The organism is Mesorhizobium sp. LNHC252B00 (assembly GCF_000502955.1).
Taxonomy (GTDB): domain Bacteria; phylum Pseudomonadota; class Alphaproteobacteria; order Rhizobiales; family Rhizobiaceae; genus Mesorhizobium.
In genome coordinates this window covers 92616-108766 of sequence record NZ_AYWO01000011.1, presented here as the reverse complement: position 1 = coordinate 108766, position 16151 = coordinate 92616, and the positions used below count along the sequence as shown (strand labels likewise).

Genomic DNA, 16151 nt, shown 5'->3' with positions numbered 1-16151 from the left:
GCGAGCATTCCGCCGCCTCGCCTTGACCGTGGCCATAACAAAAACCCGCAGGATCGCTCCCGCGGGTTTTTGGTCGCCTGAGATGGTGCTGCCCTCTCCGGGCGGTCTGAGATCAGGGAGTGCCGCCGCCGGGAACGCCGGGGGCCAGCTTGCTGGCGCCGTTGATGATCTGGCTGAGGAAGTTCTGGTCCTTGCCGCCGGTCGGTGTGGTGCGCGAGATGAAGTCGAAAATCTTGCCGTCCTTCAAGCCATATTTGGCGATCTGGGTGACGCGGCCGTCGGCGCCGAAATAGACCGCCAGCACCTTCTGGTCGACGAGCCTCGGCTTGTCGAAGGCCACGTAGCGCTTGCGCGTCTGCGAAATGTAGTAGAACGCCTCATTGTCGAAGGTCGCCGTCGTCGACGGCGTGCCGAGCGCCAGCAGCACCTGCTCGCGGCTAGAGCCGACGGGCACCGAATCGATTGCCTGCTGGTCGATGACATACCCTTGCGTCAGCGTCTCGCTCGGGCTGAGGTCGCCGATCATCTTGGAGGTGTGGCAGGCGGATAGCGCCGAAATGATAACCAGCAGCGAGATTGCGCCGGCGGGCCTGGACGAGTAGGTCGACTTGAAATTCAGGGCGCGCAACAACAACTCCATTAGCTGGCCGCAACTTGCGCTGGGCCGCGAAACCGGTAAACCAGCTTGCTTGCCGATGCAACAAGGCCACTTCAACAAACGGTCCCCAGGAGACCATCCCCAATGTTCCAGCGCCTTTTTGGCCGCGAACGCCACGCCAACCGCGCTATCACCGAGGCGCTTTACGCACAAATCGTGGCGGCCGCGCGGCAGACCGTGTTTTATTCCCATTGGAATGTGCCGGACACGCCGCTTGGCCGTTTCGAGATGCTGTCGCTGCACATGTTCCTGTTCCAGCACCGGTTGCGCGGCGAGGGTGGCGTGGCGCAAGAGGTTGCCCAGGTGCTGATCGACGAGTTCTTCCTCGACGTGGATCATTCGCTGCGGGAATTGGGCGTTGGCGATGTCGGTGTACCCAAGCGCATGAAAAAGTTGGCAAGGATGTTTTATGGCCGAACCGCCGCATATGACGATGCGCTGGAAAGAAATGACCGCAACGGGCTCACCGCAGCCCTTGCCCGCAATGTCCGGCCCGACTCCGGCGCCTGGCCGGAAGCATCGCTCCTTGCCAACTACGTCACCGATGCTCGCGATCAACTGGCCGCGCAGTCATCCGAATCGATTGTCGCCGGCACGCTGGCGTTTCCCGTTGCCAAGGGAGATTGAACAATGAAGCACGTTGACCTGCAAAGCCCGGTATCCTTCCGCGCAAACGTCACTCGCCTGCCGCAGAAGGGTCTGCCGGTGGTTATCGAGGCCGATGCCGCACAGCGTGCGGCGCTGGCCGAGGAGCACGGGCTGATTTCGGTCGAATCCTATCGCGCCGAGCTTCTGGTGGCGTCATGGAAGCGCAATGGCGTGAAGGTCAGCGGTCGTGTCGAAGCCGACATCACCCAGGCCTGTATCGTCACGCTCGAGCCCATCGGGGCGCATATCGACGAACCGGTCGAAGCGCTGTTGCTGCCTGAGGACTCCAAGCTGGGACGGCAGGGTTTCGAGGGTGGCGGCGAGATCCTGCTCGACGCCGAAGGCCCTGACAGTCCCGAAACGTTTTCCGGTGACACGATCGATGTCGGGGCACTTGCCGAACAGTACTTCGGACTGGCCATCGACCCTTATCCGCGCAAGCAGGGTGCCTCGCTGGCGGCCGGCAGCGAGACCGAACCGGCGGAGAATGAATTTCAGCAAAAACTGCGATCCTTGCTGGGAAAATCCTGAAAACCTCGCCCGTGACGGAAAAGCCGGTTGTGCGGCAGCCCAAAACCGTTATTTTCGCCGAACCTTCGCGGTCGCTGAAGCGACCTGCCGCCTAACCGTGAGATAAATACCGCGTGATCAGGATTTCCATCGATGCCATGGGCGGCGATCACGGACCAGCCGTGGTCATTCCGGCGCTCATGACCGTCGCGACCCGCCGTCCCGACATCCGCTTCGTCATCTTCGGGCGTGAGGAGGTCGTGCGCCCGGAACTAGCCAAATTTCCGAAGCTCGCCGCGGTCACCGAGTTCTTCCATTGCGAGGTGGCGGTCAGAATGGACGACAAGCCGAGCCAGGCGCTGCGCCAGGGCCGCTGGAAGTCGTCGATGTGGAAGGCGGTCGAAGCGGTCAAGGCCGGCACGGCGGACGCCTGCATTTCCGCCGGCAACACCGGCGCGCTGATGGCGATGTCGAAATTCTGCCTGCGCACCATGGCCACCATCGATCGCCCGGCGATCGCGGCCCTGTGGCCGACATTGCGGGGCGAAAGCGTGGTGCTGGACGTTGGCGCCACCATCGGCGCCGACGCGCACCAGCTGATCGACTTTGCCATTCTGGGCACCGGCATGGCGCGCTCGGTCTTCGGCGTCGCCAGGCCGACCGTTGGCCTGCTCAATGTCGGGGTTGAGGAGATCAAGGGCCAGGAAGAGGTCAAGGAGGCCGGGCGCATGCTGCGCGAAGCCAACATGGCCTCGATGAACTATCATGGTTTCGTCGAGGGCGACGACATCGGCAAGGGCGTGGTCGACGTTGTCGTCACCGAAGGCTTTGCCGGCAACATCGCGCTGAAAACGGCGGAAGGCACGGTGCGCCAGATCAGTGGTTATCTGCGCGCGGCGATGAGCCGGACGCTGATGGCCAGGATCGGCTACATTTTCGCCAAGGGCGCTTTCGATCGCCTGCGCGAAAAGATGGATGTCGGCCGCTCCAACGGCGGCGTCTTCCTTGGACTGAACGGCATCGTGGTGAAAAGCCACGGCGGTGCCGATTCGGACGGCTTCGCTGCGGCGATCGAGCTTGGCTATGATATGGTGCGCAACAATCTGCTCGACCGCATCGAGGCCGACCTCCACCTGTTCCATGCGCGCAACCCGCATGCCCAGGCAAACAGGAAATCCGACGTCGTAACCGACGCAAAGGAATAGGAAAGAACTTTGATCAGATCAGTCGTGCGCGGCACGGGCGCCGCGCTGCCCCGCAGAATCATGAAGAATGCCGATTTCGAAGGCATGGTCGAAACATCCGACGAGTGGATCGCGCAGCGCACCGGCATTCGCCAGCGCCATATCGCTGGGGATGACGAGACCACGGCTTCGCTCGGTGAGGCGGCGGCGCGCGCAGCGCTTGCCAATGCTGGTCTCACGCCCGCCGACATCGATCTGGTCGTGCTGGCGACCTCGACGCCCAACAACACCTTCCCGGCCACCGCCGTCGATATCCAGAACCGGCTCGGCATGCATCACGGCTTTGCCTTCGATCTGCAGGCGGTCTGCTCGGGCTTTGTCTATGCCGTGGCCACCGCCGATCTCTACATCCGCGGCGGTCTCGCCAAGCGCGTCCTAGTCATCGGCTCGGAGACGTTCTCGCGCATCCTCGACTGGAGCGACCGCTCGACCTGTGTGCTGTTCGGCGACGGCGCCGGTGCCGTGGTCGTGGAAGCCGGCGAGGGGACTGGCGCAATCGCCGACCGTGGCGTGCTGGCGGCCAGCCTGCGCTCGGACGGTACTCACAAGGACAAGCTTTTCGTCGACGGCGGGCCGTCGACCACGGGCACCGTCGGCCACCTCCGAATGGAGGGCCGCGAAGTCTTCAAGCATGCGGTGGGCATGATTACCGACGTCATCGAAGCGACGTTCGCGCAAGCCGGCATCACCGCCGATGACCTCGATTGGTTCGTGCCGCACCAGGCCAATAAACGAATTATTGACGCTTCCGCCAAGAAGCTCGGGATAGCCGAGCAAAAGGTGGTGGTCACGGTCGATTTGCACGGTAACACCTCGGCTGCTTCCGTGCCCCTGGCGCTTTCGGTGGCCGTCGCGGACGGCCGCATCAAGAAGGGCGATCTGGTGCTTCTGGAGGCCATGGGTGGCGGCTTCACCTGGGGTGCGGTCCTGGTTCGCTGGTAAGTGCCAAACGGTCCGGTTTCGGTCCTTGACCTTGCCGGATCAATTACTTAGGCTCTATCGTTGTTGTGCCGAATTTTATGTTTTGAGCTGATGGGACGGTCGGATGGGGGGAAAGACACTTACGCGCGCCGACCTTGCCGAGGCGGTTTACCGGAAGGTCGGCCTGTCGCGCACTGAATCGGCCGAACTCGTCGAAGCGGTGCTGGACGAAATCTGCGAGGCGATCGTCCGTGGCGAGACGGTGAAGCTGTCGTCCTTCGCGACGTTCCACGTTCGCTCCAAGAACGAGCGCATCGGCCGCAATCCGAAGACCGGCGAAGAAGTGCCGATCCTGCCGCGCCGGGTGATGACCTTCAAGTCGTCGAACGTCCTGAAGAACCGTATCTTGCGCTCCCACCAAAGCGGCAAGGCCAAAAGCGGCAAGTAGACCATCGCGCGGTTGAAAACCGCCGCCGCCATGACGCCGGGCTTGAATATTGCTTCATAAACCGCTGAAATGAGACCCGATTCGGCAGGGTAAAGCCGGATCATCGTCCAGCGTGAGGATTCGCCCATGGACAAGAGCCCCGACGCCTTTCGTACCATCAGCGAGGTCGCTGAAGATCTCGATTTGCCGCAGCATGTGCTGCGCTTCTGGGAAACGCGTTTCACCCAGATCAAGCCGATGAAGCGCGGGGGCGGCCGTCGTTACTATCGGCCGCAGGATGTCGAACTGATCAAGGGCATCCGCCACATGCTCTACGACCAGGGCTACACCATCAAGGGCGTGCAGAAGCTGTTGCGCGAGAACGGCAATCATTTCCTGGTCGCCATCGGCAGTGGCGACATGGCGGCCGTTGAGGCGATTTCGCAGCGAAAGCAGGCCGATCAAGTGCCGTTGACGCCCGCGGCCCAGCCGCGCGGCATGGACGACGAACTGGTTGGCCAGCCGCGCGTCAAACCCAGCCGCCGCTTTTTCGGCCTCGGCAAGAGCGACGAGGACGGTCCGGTGCAGCCGGACGCGTCGAAACTCTCGCGCGACAATCGCGCGCTGCTGCAGGAAGCGCTGTTCGATCTTCTGGAATGCAAGCGCCTGCTTGACCAGGTGCGCTAAAGCAATTCCAGCAAAAGTGTGAAACGGTTTTGCCGGGAAAAGCGCACAGCGCTTTCCCTTTGGGAATTGCGTAAAAACAAAGAGATAGAGCTGCCCGAACCGATATCGATATTTCGAAAACCGGAACCCGTCTTCCGATGAGGCGTTACGCTTCCTTCTAAACGTGAAGGAAACACATCATGGCATCATCTTCGACCCTCTCTGGCATGGATATCGACAGACAGGTCGCGGCTCTGACCAAGGAATTGGCCAGCCTGAGAAAGGCAGTGGCCAAGCGAGGCGGTGCCTACTACGAGGACGGTCGCGATGCCGCGCTCGACACCTATTCCGATCTTGCCGAACGTCTGCGCGATGCCATGCCGGCAATCCGCAAACGGGGCAGAGTGATCGAGAAGTCGGCCCGCGATCATCCGGCGGTAGCCGCTGCGGTCGGCCTTGTGGTGGTTGGCCTCGTCGCCAGCCTGCTGTTCAGCCGGCGCTGAGGAGTAGGCCCGGTCATTCGGATGCTGAAGATCCCCGACGCTGTCGTTCGACGAAATCGACGCGCCCGCATCGTGTCGCGCCGCAGTGCCAAGAGGAGACCAGCCTTGAACAAGTAGCCAAGGCCGGTCTTCTGGTTGGCATGTTAGTAGGCCTTCCTCATCATATTCTTCATGTGGTGGTGATGAACGTGATGGCGGCGATGCATCCCATAGTGGCAAACAGCGTGGTGGTGATGACGATGATGTCTTGCCATCGGGGCCGCATCCGCGCTCGTTGCGCCGATCACCGGCACCGTGAAAGCAAGTGCAACTGCAAGCCCGAGGGTCGAGAGGAGGGACTTCTTCATGGATCGTTTCCTTCTTAGCAGGTTCATCGGCTCGGTCATCCGATCGCCGCGAATGGGATTACGCTCCTGAATTTTTTCGTCAGTATCTCCCGATTGTAGAATCTTGTTTCCGGACTGTTTCTACGCAATCCAGGGCCGCCGGCGTCATCATCGCCAGGGCCGAAACGCCGCGCCTCGCAGGCGGCTGGTTCACGATCCCGTGACGGTCCGTTTGGCTCTTGGCAAATCGCTGGCGAGCGGGCATCTTCCCGGTCGTCTCAGGCAACACTCCTCATTTGATCAAACCTTTCAGTCATGGAGTTGCCAATGCCCCATAATGCAAAAAGCGAAGCCCGCCCCGAATCGGCAATCAACGGGAGCGGGCCTGATTACAGCACCCTCAGAGCGATGCGGGAGGCCCGCGGCTACAGCGTGGAAAAGCTTTCCCTGACGTGCGGTCTGGCGGTCGACGAGATTGAGGATATCGAGAGCGGCAAGGTGACCGATCCGTTGAAGCTGCGTCGTATTGTGTCCGCGCTTCGACTTCCCCAGGAGGCCCTGATCACTCCGGCCGTGCCAACGCCGGCCGCGCAAGGCCGATCCCTGTCATAATCTGCACCAGGTGTTCCAAGAACCCGCCAAGGCCTCCTTGGCGGGTTCTTTGTACCTGCCGCTGCATTCGCTTCAGTCTGGGGCTTGCCGATTTGTGTGTCGCGCGTGTTCATACGCGCGGCGGCCAAAATCCGCTGGAAGTCACTCTGCCATTCATCAACTTTTGAATCATGGATTTTGACGATGAGCCTGGAATCCGTTCGTGCCTTCTTCGCCACCCGCGCACCCGACATCGATGTCATCGTCACGGAAGCGAGTTCGGCGACGGTGACCTTGGCGGCGGAGGCGCATGGCGTGCTGCCGGCACAGATCGCCAAGACGATCTGCCTGCGCGTCGGCGATCGCACCATGCTGGTGGTGACCAGCGGTATCGCCAGGCTGGACAACCGCAAGTTCAAGGACCAGTTCGGCGGCAAGCCGCGCATGCTCGACGCCGCCGAGGTTGTCGAAGCGACGAGCCATCCGGTCGGCGGCGTCTGCCCGTTCGGCCTGCCGGCGCCACTGCCGACCTTCTGTGATGTATCGCTGCGCGAATTCGACGAGGTCGTGCCAGCCGCAGGCGCCACCAATGCCGCGGTGCGAATCGCGCTACAGCGCATGATCGATCTCACTGGTGCTGAGTGGGTCGATGTCTGCCAAGGGTAGGTCAGGCCCGGTATTGCAGGGCTCGCCGGCAGCCGCGATCGTACCGGCATGATAGGCGCCGAATTTCGGTTGACCCGACCGGGGTTATCACGATACATCGCGACCGGTCCGGAGTGTAGCGCAGCCCGGTAGCGCACTTGACTGGGGGTCAAGGGGTCGTCGGTTCGAATCCGGCCACTCCGACCATTTTGAGGCAGGACTTCCCCCGAGTCCGCATTGGCTGGAAATCCAGCCAGATCAGGTTCCAATCTTTAGCTTCTTGCTTGTACCGACGCAGGCCGCAACAGTCGCTGATGGCGATACTCCAGTGCGATCGCGCCCCAGATCAGGCCGAGCAGCAAATAGACGTGACGCCAGTGGTCGATGTCGATGAAGGTGCCGAGCCCGATATTGCCGATGAAGGCGACATAGGCGCACAGGAGATAGGGCTGCCACGGACGGTCGCGCAGCAGGATGCGGAAGCCGGCTGATATCGTCCATAAGACGAGCGCGAGGAACGACACGAAGCCGAGCCAGCCATAGTCCATCAGCATCTTCAGCCAGATGTCGTGGGTGTCCTCGCCAAAAATCTTGCCGAAGACCAGCGGACCGATGCCGAACGGATGCTCCATCGCCATCTGGAAGCCGATCCCGTAGCGGGCGAAGCGGCCGAGGCGGGCGGTGTCGTAGCTCTGCTCGAGATGGGCGCGGTTGGAGAACATTTCCGACACGCCGGGCAGCTGCAGGATGACGATCATGGCGACGACCAGCAGTGCCAGCGCGGCGATCGTCATCACCACCACGCGCAGCCGGAACATGCCGCTGGCGCTCTGCAGGAACAGGCAGCCGGTGAGCAGGACAGCGGAGACGGCGAACATGCCCCAGGCGCCGCGCGAGAAGGAAAAGAAGATGCCCGCCGTGATGATCAGCAGCGGCACTGCCAGCAGAGGCATGCGTGCGACCGGTCCGGTCAACAGCAGATAGAGCAGATAGATGCCGGGCAGCACCAGGAATGGTCCGAACACGTTCGGATCCTGGAAAGCGCCGGCGGCGCGGTCGTATTTGGTGAACATCGCCGCACCCGGAAAGGCATGGAAATAGCCGGCAATGCCGAGCAGCGAGGTTATCACCGCCGACACGACATAGGCGACGAAGATCAGCCGGTAGAGGCTGGGTTGTACCGCCGTCACCGAGGCGAAGAACACGGCGGTGAAGGCAAGAAACAGCGAGACGGCGAGATAGAGCGGCGTGTTGGCGAGATCCGACATCTGCGTCATCGCCATCATGCCGCCGATGTTCATCGTCACCAGCAGCACCAGGAGCGGCATTGCGGCACGCGACACCCTGAGGCCGAACAGGGCCCAGATGGCGATCAGTCCCGCCATATAAAGTTCGTAAGGCGCCGGTTCGCTGATGACGAAGCCGGACAGGAATATGCCGAGGAAGACCGCGCATGAGGAGATCAGTGCGATCAGCTTGGCGTTGACCGCCGCGCGCGGCAAATCATGGCTGATCGCGCTCAATAGGCGTTTTCCGTGTTGAGCAGCCGGACCGGCGTCAGGAACAGGATGCGCAAGTCGAACAGCAGCGACCAGTTCTCGATGTAGTAGAGGTCGTACTCCGTCCGCATGCGGATCTTCTCATTGGTGTCCATCTCGCCGCGCCAGCCATTGATCTGCGCCCAGCCGGTGACGCCGGGCTTGACCTTGTGGCGCGCGAAATAGCCGTCGACCACTTCGTTGTAGAGCAGGTTGTGCGACTGCGCGGCGATGGCATGCGGGCGTGGACCGACAAGCGACAGCGAACCCAAGAGCGAGTTGAAGAACTGCGGCAGCTCGTCGATCGAGGTCTTGCGGATGAAGCGGCCGACACGGGTGACGCGCGGGTCGTTCTTGGTCACCGTCTGCTTGGCGGTCGGGTCGGCCTTATCCGTATACATCGAACGGAACTTGTAGACCTCGATGATCTCGTTGTTGAAGCCGTGCCGCTTCTGGTGGAACAGCACCGGCCCCTTGCTGTCCAGCTTGATGGCGATGGCGGTCGCCAGCATCACCGGCGAGAACACGACGATGCCGATGAGACTGAAGACGATATCGAAGGCGCGCTTGGCGACCGAATCCCAGTCGTTGATCGGCTTGTCGAAAATATCGAGCATCGGCACCGAGCCGATGTAGGAATAAGAGCGCGGGCGAAATTGCAGTGCGTTGGAATGCGCCGACAGCCGGATGTCGACCGGCAGCACCCATAGTTTCTTCAGTAGCTGCAACACGCGCGATTCCGCAGTCAGCGGCAGCGACACGATCAGCATGTCGATGCGGGCGATGCGGGCGAATTCGATCAGTTCCGAGATGGTGCCGAGCTTCGGATAGCCGGCGACGATGGGCGGCGAGCGCTTGTCCCCGCGATCGTCGAAGATGCCGCAGATGCGGATGTCGTTGTAAGGCTGCTTTTCGACCGAACGGATCAGGATTTCCGCCGCCTTGCCGCCGCCGACGATGACGGCGCGCCGTTCCATGCGGCCATCGCGCGCCCAGCGCCGGATCAACTTCGACATCACCAGCCTGAGGCCGAAGATGAGGACGAAACCGATGACGAACCAGCTGCCGAACAAAAGGCGCGAATAGTCTTGCGCCATCTTCATGGCGAACGCGGTCAACGCCATCAGGGCGAAGGCACCAGCCCAGGCCAGCAGGATGCGGCTGAAATTAGCGATCGGCCGCATCAGCGAAACAACCTGGTAGCAGTCGGTAACGTCGAGCAGAACCACGGCCAGGAAAGACGCGGCGGCGATCGTCAGCGGATACTGCCAGGCGAGATAGTTGAAGAACCCGACAAAATGGAAATAGACGGCGAGCCCAGACAGCAGCAGCAAGCCGAATTCGACCATGCGCAGGACGCCGCTGACCATGATCGGCGACATCGTATCGCGCCTGTACTGCGTAGCGACCTGGCGGGCGACATCGTTCATGCCGATGGGAGTATCGCCATCGGCCGGGCCGTCGAATTTACGCACCGCCTCTGCTGAAAAGCGGCGCGCGGGGTCGATCTCGTTCATGGGGCTTTCCGCAAGCTTCCCGACGGTGAATAGCAAAAGAGAGCTAAGAAACCCTTGAAACAACCTGTGGTTTTGAAACGGCTATCTGTCGAGCGCGGCGAAGTAGGCCTTTTCGATGTCGGCGGCCATCACATCGGCGCCGAACCGCGCCTTGAGGTTCGCGCCATCGGGCATCAGGTTGATATAGGCAGCAGGGTCGGCCAGCGCTTGGCCTATCTTGTCGGCAAGCTCGACCGGGTCGGGCCGGATCAGCGCAGGGGAACTCGTGCCGAAGATCTCCGGAATGCCGCCGACTGCGGTGGCGACCATCGGCTTTCCCGCGGCAAGCGTTTCCAGCACGATATAGGGCATGGCTTCGGCGCGTGAGGGAACGATGACGAGCGCCGCCAGTGCAAAGGCGTCCCTGGCCGGCATCGGCGGCAGGAAGCGGACATGACGCTCAAGCCCCAGGCGTTTTACTTGCACGTGGTAGCGCGGCAGGTCGTCGCCGTGTCCGACCATGACCGCGGTCAGTGCGCGGCCGAACTGGGGGCCGGCCAGCGCCAAGGCATCGATAAAGATATCCGGCCCCTTCAGGTCGCGCATCATGCCGATATAGAGCAGATCGGCTGCGTCGGGCTCGGTGATCGNTCGGTGATCGCCGGTTCGAATTCTGTGGCGCGCAGACCGTTATAGACAAGGGTGTTGGGAATGGGCGGTTCGCCGACCTTATGGCGATAGGTTCGCCTCTCATAGTCGGAGACAAACAGCAGGCAGTCGGTGAAGCGGGCCATGAAGCGCTCGAGCGCGAAGAACAGCTTTCCGGTGGTCGTGTTCTCGTCATAGTGGAGAGAGCCGCCATGCGGCGAATAGAGGCGGGCTACGCGAGACCTTGATACCCGCAACAATGAGCCGAACAGACGGGCATAGGCGCCACCCTTGGCGCCGTGCCCGTGCAAAACGTCCGGCCGCAATTCCTTGATGATCCTGTAAGTGCGCCAGGCCGAGGCAAGGTCGCCCGGGCCGACATGGCGCTGCATCGGCGTGCGATGGATGCCGAGCGCCAGCATGTCCTTCATCTGCTCGAACAGATTTTCCTCGAACTCGCCGCCCGTTGTCGAATCGCAAACGATGCCGACGGAATGCCCGGCGGCGACCTGCGCCTCGGTCAGGTCGCGCACATGGCGGAAAATTCCCCCGACGGGTGAGCGAAAGCAATGGACGATCCTGAGGGTGTCCGCCACGTGGTTCGTCAGAACAGGCGTTCGCGGACGTAGACGGTATCGCCGGGCAGCAGCGGGTCGGAGGTGACCACGCGGCCGGTCATCACCTTGCCGTTGATGTCGCGGGTGATGTCGACGCTTTCCTGGTTGGCGCGCGGCGTGAAGCCGCCGGCAATGGCGATCGCCTTCTGCACCGTCAGGCCGGGGACATAGGAATATTGGCCGCCGGCACCCACTTCGCCCATGACGAAGATCGGCCGGTAGCGATCGATCTCGACCGAAACGTCGGGATCGCGCAGATAGCCTTGCCGCAATTTGTCGGCGATTTGCTTTTCCATCTGCTGCGCGGTGTGGCCACGTGCCGGTATGGCGCCGACAAGCGGGAAGGAGATGTACCCGGATTGGTCGACGCTGTAGGTGTTGGTCAGCCCGTCCTGCTCGAACACTGTGACGCGGACGCGGTCGCCGGCGCCAAGACGATAGGGCTGATCAAGCACCTCGTGGAAGGCTGCCGGCGTCGGCCGATAGCTGGAACAGCCAGCAAGCATCGACACGGCAAGCAGAGCGCGAAACAGGGGAGCAGTGCTTTTCATGACCGGACAGGTACCTTCGACTTGCCGCTGCGGCGTCGCAGCAAACATCAGGGATCGGGTTCGTTATCATCCTGTTAGGGTTAATGACCGGTAAAGGGAGGGGCTGACGCATGGCGCATCGGCAAGAGTTTTTGCGTTTTTTTGCAGGTTTGTTTTTCACTCGCCAGTAAACCCTAACGGAAACTTACCGTGTTCTTAACGGCTGAGTTACCATAGTTGTTTACGGTGCATCCTGACCCAGTATCGGAGTAGGGATGCATGTCCGTTCAGTCCGCGGCCGCAGATGTCGATGTCGATCTCAGGCAACTCTTCGCCAGCCTGGCGAGGAACTGGTTGCGCATAGTCGTCGTCGTGCTGTCGGTGACAGGGCTGGCATTCGCTTTCGCTTCGTTGGCAACCCGCCACTACAAGGCCGAGACGCAGGTGGAGATCGCACCACGCGAATCTGTCTACACGCGGCCGGCCAGCAACAACAATGACACCGACAAGCCAATTCTCGACGAACAGGGCGTCGCCACCCAGGTCCAGATAATTTCCTCCAACGAAATCCTCAAGCAGGTCGCACAAAAGCTTGGTCTGGAAAAATTGCCCGAGTTCGACGACGCGCTCGACATGTCGCCGTTGAGCCGCGCCCTGGTCCTCGTAGGCTTGAAAAGCGATCCGATGGAGATTCCGGCGGAAGAACGCGTCCTCAAGAAAATGCACGAGAAGCTCAACGTCTATGGTGTCGAGAAGACCCGCATCATTGCCATTGAGTTCTCGTCGGAAGATCCCAAGCTCGCGGCCGCCATACCGGACGCCATTGCCGCCGCTTATATAGCAGGGCAAGGGGCGGCCAAGCTCGAATCCAACAACGCCGCTGCTGACTTTCTGGCACCGGAGATCGCCGACCTGTCAAAACAGGTCAAGGACGCCGAGGCCAAGGTAGCCGCCTACCGCTCACAGTCCGATCTTCTGATGGGTGGCAACAATTCGGTGCTGGCCACCCAGCAGCTTTCGGAACTGTCGAGCGAACTGTCGAAAGTGCGCGCCAACCGCGCCGCTGCCGAAGCGACCGCTGACGGTGTGCGCAGGGCGCTGCAGACTGGCGGTTCGCTGGATGCCGTGCCGGAGGTTTTGTCGTCGGACCTGATCCAGCGCTTGCGCGAGCGACAGGTCGAATTGCGCTCCAACATCGCCGATCTGTCGACCACGTTGCTTGGCAATCATCCGCGTATTCGCGCGCTGAAATCGCAACTGGCCGATCTCGACGCGCAGATCCGCAGCGAGGCCCAGAAGATCATGAAAGGCCTGTTGATGCAGGCCGAGACGGCAAAGGCCCGCGAGAACCAGCTTGTCGCCGACGTCAACACGTTGAAGGCGGCTTCGGCGCAAGCCGGCGAACAGCAGGTCGATCTCGACGCGCTGCAGCGCGACGCTACCGCCAAACGGCAGCAGCTCGAGCTGTATCTGGCCAACTATCGCGAAGCGGCTTCGCGCCAAGACCGCAACTATCTGCCGGTTGACGCCCGGATCGCCTCGAAGGCTTCGGTTCCCTCCGAGGCCTATTTCCCGAAGGTCGGACCTATCGTTGGCGCCGCTTTCGCCGCATCGCTGCTGATCATGGCCATCGTGACGCTTCTGCGGGAGCTGTTTTCCGGCCGTGCGATGCGTCCGGCGACCGGTTCCCGCTTCGAACGGATCGATGAGGTCGCGATGCCCCATGTGGCGCAGGCGTCTGACATGGTCGCAATGCCGGTTGTCCGCCAGGAACCCGCCGTCCTCCGGGATCCCGTCCTTCGCCCGGAGATGGGGAACCGCCCGGCTGCGGCGGAGGCCAAGCCCTACGCCACGATGCCCGCCATGGCCGAAGCGCCTGATATGGTCGCAATGGCCGAGGCAGCGGCAGCCAAGCAGACGGCTGTCGAGCCCGAACCGGTGCATTCGACGCTGGGTGAGATCGACGTTGAGAAGGCTGCCGAAAAGCTGATCGCCAGTGGTGCCGCGCGCGCCATCTTCGTCTCGCCGGAGGGCGACGAGGCCGCCGCATCCGCGGTCCTGGTCGCACGCGAGGTCGCCGACGCCGGCCTGCGCGTCCTGTTGCTGGATCTCACCGCGTCGGGGGCGGCCTCACGGCCGATGCTGGACAGTGGGCTTTTCCCCGGCATCACGAACCTGCTCGCTTCGGAGGCGCAGTTCAGCGACGTCATCCACGCCGATCTCTACTCGGACTGTCACGTCATTCCCGTCGGCACCGCCGATCCGGTCCGCGCCATGCGCGCCGCCGACCGGCTGCCGATCATCATGCAGTCGCTGACAACGGCTTATGATCTGGTCGTGGTCGAATGCGGACCAGCCGACGCGCAAGGCATCAGCCGTCTGACCGGCGATGCCACCGAGGTCTTTCTCTCCATGCTGGAGTCGGACGACGAAGTAGCACAGGCCGCGGTCAAGCTGATCGAAAGCGGCTATCCCGACCTGACGCTGGTGACGCCGCTCGGCCACGAGCCGCCCGGCAATCCGGTGCCGGGACGGCGCACTGCCGCCTGAAGGAGTTCCTTGGCGGGGGCCGGTCAGAGGTCCGTACCGTCGCTATCCCAGTTCCAGCGTCGTCACGCCGAACAACCGTTGCGGGCCGAGCTTCGGGGGCGGGCCCTTGTACATGCGGGTGGTGGTGAAGGTCGGCACAAAACCGGCCGCATTGAGCGCTGCGATAAAATCCCGTTTGGTGGCTGGAACGTCGATGCTCAGATCGCCGCCCTCGCAGGCACCAGCCAGTCGTTCCAGCAATTGCAGGGCGATTTTCATATCGTCGGCAAACAACGGACCGATCTTGAAGCCGGACCGACACCGCCGCGCTACGCCATAGCCGCTGGTGCCACGCGAATTGATCGCCGCCAGCCCGTGATGCGGCGCCTGCAGCCATCGCTGCAGGAAGGCACGCCGGGGCGCGGGAAAGCAATGTGCGTCATAGGCGATGATGTCGGGCACGAGCTCTGTCGTCAACAACCGCAGTCCGTCGGCTCTGCCCGAGGGTCCCACCTTGCGCCCGCTGTAGCGGGTGGTCTCGTAGGCCGGGCTGAAGCCCATGCGCCGGTAATTCGCCTGCTGCTCTGCGACGCCGTCGAGCCCGATGGTGCGGCCGGCAAGCCTTTTCATGCCGGCGTTCCACACCGCCTTGCCGTAGCCTTTGCCGCGCATATCCGGCCGGCAGATGTAGAGGCCAATGAAGCCGAACTCGATTCCATAGGCCACCGCCGAGATTGCCGCGACCATTTCGTTGCCGACAAAGGCGCCGATGAAGCCTTCGGGATCCGCGGCCTGGAACATCGCCGCGTCTTCAAGGCCTGGGTTCCAGCCTTCCGCGGCCGCCCAGTCGACGAGAACAGCCAGCTCCTGCAGCGACAGCGTCCGGATGGTCGGCTTCATGGCGCTCACTCCGCAGCGGCTATTCCGGGTGAGAAGGATTTCAGCACACCACGATAGGGCTTGGCCAGCGGGCTTGCATAGGCGCCGCGCTTCGATGTCGACAGGCCGAGCGAGATAAGCGCCTCGGCCTGCTTGAGTGCTGCTCCGACGCCGTCGATCACCGGTAGTTGGAACTCCGCCTGTAGCCGCTGCGCAAGGTCGGCCATACCGGCGCAGCCGAGCACGATGGCCTCGGCGCGATCCTCCCGGATGGCTCGGGCGATTTCGTCGCGCAGTTTTCCGACCGCGCCAGATGCCGGGTCCTCCAGCGCAAGCACGGATATGTCCGCAGCGCGCACGCGGACGCGGCCCGCCATGCCGTAGCGCTGCACCAGCCCCTCGACAGGTACAAGCGAGCGTTCGGTGGTTGTCACCACGGTGAAGCGCTGGGCAATGAAAGCGGCGATGGAAAGCGCCGCCTCGCAGATACCGATGACAGGGATACCGGCCATGGCGCGTGCCGCATCCAGGCCGGTGTCGTCGAAACAGGCGATGATGGCCGCCTGCGCGCCGCGACGCTCGCCGGCGGCGATCTCCATCAGCAGGCCCGGCACGGCCAGCGCCTCGTCATAATAGCCTTCGATCGACACCGGTCCCATGGACGAAGTGACGGCAACCACCTCCGTCCAGGCACTGGCGACCGCGCGTGCTGCGGCGGCGATCGTCTCGGTCATGCTCGAGGTCGTGTTTGGGTTTACCACAAGTATCTGCACGG

General features: G+C 62.4%; 17 protein-coding genes, 1 tRNA gene and 1 pseudogene. 11 read left to right on the top strand and 8 right to left on the bottom strand.

What is annotated here, in order from left to right:
* Positions 1 to 112: 112 nt before the first annotated feature.
* Entirely contained in the window at positions 113 to 628 is a 516-nt protein-coding gene (locus tag X744_RS154000; protein ID WP_023759890.1) for an outer membrane protein assembly factor BamE, read from the bottom strand.
* A 114-nt stretch (positions 629 to 742) separates the two neighbouring features.
* Here X744_RS154000 and X744_RS154005 point away from each other — a divergent pair, with 114 nt between their 5' ends.
* The 7 genes from X744_RS154005 (at position 743) to X744_RS154035 (ending at position 5577) form a co-directional block, all read left to right on the top strand.
* On the top strand, positions 743 to 1285 hold the full coding sequence (locus X744_RS154005; RefSeq protein WP_023759889.1) for a ubiquinol-cytochrome C chaperone family protein: 543 nt from the start codon (positions 743 to 745) through the stop codon (positions 1283 to 1285).
* A 3-nt stretch (positions 1286 to 1288) separates the two neighbouring features.
* A complete protein-coding gene (locus X744_RS154010) occupies positions 1289 to 1837 on the top strand; it encodes a YceD family protein (protein WP_023759888.1) in 549 nt (182 codons plus the stop codon).
* A 113-nt stretch (positions 1838 to 1950) separates the two neighbouring features.
* Positions 1951 to 3021, top strand: coding sequence for a phosphate acyltransferase PlsX (gene plsX / locus X744_RS154015; RefSeq protein WP_023759887.1), 1071 nt, complete (start codon positions 1951 to 1953; stop codon positions 3019 to 3021).
* 9 nt (positions 3022 to 3030) lie between these two features.
* Positions 3031 to 4002 (top strand): beta-ketoacyl-ACP synthase III, encoded by a 972-nt coding sequence (locus X744_RS154020; protein WP_023759886.1) that lies wholly within the window; start codon positions 3031 to 3033, stop codon positions 4000 to 4002.
* Between the two features lie 103 nt (positions 4003 to 4105).
* Entirely contained in the window at positions 4106 to 4429 is a 324-nt protein-coding gene (locus X744_RS154025) for an integration host factor subunit alpha (protein WP_023759885.1), read from the top strand.
* Between the two features lie 126 nt (positions 4430 to 4555).
* Positions 4556 to 5095 (top strand): MerR family transcriptional regulator, encoded by a 540-nt coding sequence (locus tag X744_RS154030; RefSeq protein ID WP_023759884.1) that lies wholly within the window; start codon positions 4556 to 4558, stop codon positions 5093 to 5095.
* 179 nt (positions 5096 to 5274) lie between these two features.
* On the top strand, positions 5275 to 5577 hold the full coding sequence (locus X744_RS154035) for a hypothetical protein (protein WP_023759883.1): 303 nt from the start codon (positions 5275 to 5277) through the stop codon (positions 5575 to 5577).
* Positions 5578 to 5720: 143 nt separating this feature from the next.
* On the opposite strand, the gene X744_RS0137105 is transcribed toward X744_RS154035, so the two are convergent.
* Entirely contained in the window at positions 5721 to 5924 is a 204-nt protein-coding gene (locus tag X744_RS0137105) for a hypothetical protein (protein ID WP_031260354.1), read from the bottom strand.
* A 306-nt stretch (positions 5925 to 6230) separates the two neighbouring features.
* Between X744_RS0137105 and X744_RS154040 the strand changes: the two genes are divergently transcribed.
* The 3 genes from X744_RS154040 (at position 6231) to X744_RS154050 (ending at position 7346) form a co-directional block, all read left to right on the top strand.
* Positions 6231 to 6515, top strand: coding sequence for a helix-turn-helix domain-containing protein (locus X744_RS154040; protein WP_023759881.1), 285 nt, complete (start codon positions 6231 to 6233; stop codon positions 6513 to 6515).
* Between the two features lie 183 nt (positions 6516 to 6698).
* On the top strand, positions 6699 to 7160 hold the full coding sequence (locus tag X744_RS154045) for a YbaK/EbsC family protein (RefSeq protein ID WP_023759880.1): 462 nt from the start codon (positions 6699 to 6701) through the stop codon (positions 7158 to 7160).
* A gap of 109 nt (positions 7161 to 7269) precedes the next feature.
* Positions 7270 to 7346 (top strand) — tRNA-Pro (locus X744_RS154050).
* A gap of 65 nt (positions 7347 to 7411) precedes the next feature.
* On the opposite strand, the gene X744_RS154055 is transcribed toward X744_RS154050, so the two are convergent.
* The 4 genes and pseudogenes from X744_RS154055 to X744_RS154065 form a co-directional block, all read right to left on the bottom strand.
* Positions 7412 to 8662 (bottom strand): O-antigen ligase family protein, encoded by a 1251-nt coding sequence (locus X744_RS154055; RefSeq protein WP_023759879.1) that lies wholly within the window; start codon positions 8660 to 8662, stop codon positions 7412 to 7414.
* Positions 8659 to 10194 (bottom strand): undecaprenyl-phosphate glucose phosphotransferase, encoded by a 1536-nt coding sequence (locus X744_RS154060; RefSeq protein ID WP_023759878.1) that lies wholly within the window; start codon positions 10192 to 10194, stop codon positions 8659 to 8661. Before X744_RS154060 ends, X744_RS154055 begins: the two co-directional genes overlap by 4 nt.
* An 81-nt stretch (positions 10195 to 10275) precedes the next feature.
* Positions 10276 to 11417, bottom strand: a pseudogene (locus tag X744_RS01000000169785) (glycosyltransferase family 4 protein).
* Positions 11418 to 11425: 8 nt separating this feature from the next.
* Positions 11426 to 11989 carry a polysaccharide biosynthesis/export family protein gene (locus X744_RS154065; RefSeq protein WP_023759877.1) on the bottom strand — a complete coding sequence of 188 codons (564 nt, stop codon included), beginning with the start codon at positions 11987 to 11989 and terminating at the stop codon, positions 11426 to 11428.
* A gap of 258 nt (positions 11990 to 12247) precedes the next feature.
* Here X744_RS154065 and X744_RS154070 point away from each other — a divergent pair, with 258 nt between their 5' ends.
* The gene (locus X744_RS154070) at positions 12248 to 14518 is read left to right on the top strand and encodes an exopolysaccharide transport family protein (RefSeq protein WP_023759876.1); all 2271 of its coding nucleotides are present in this window, start codon (positions 12248 to 12250) and stop codon (positions 14516 to 14518) included.
* A 42-nt stretch (positions 14519 to 14560) separates the two neighbouring features.
* On the opposite strand, the gene X744_RS154075 is transcribed toward X744_RS154070, so the two are convergent.
* Together X744_RS154075 and X744_RS154080 are read right to left on the bottom strand one after the other, a co-directional pair.
* Positions 14561 to 15397 (bottom strand): GNAT family N-acetyltransferase, encoded by an 837-nt coding sequence (locus X744_RS154075; protein ID WP_023759875.1) that lies wholly within the window; start codon positions 15395 to 15397, stop codon positions 14561 to 14563.
* A 5-nt stretch (positions 15398 to 15402) separates the two neighbouring features.
* A complete protein-coding gene (locus X744_RS154080) occupies positions 15403 to 16149 on the bottom strand; it encodes an aspartate/glutamate racemase family protein (RefSeq protein ID WP_023759874.1) in 747 nt (248 codons plus the stop codon).
* Positions 16150 to 16151 lie beyond the last annotated feature (2 nt).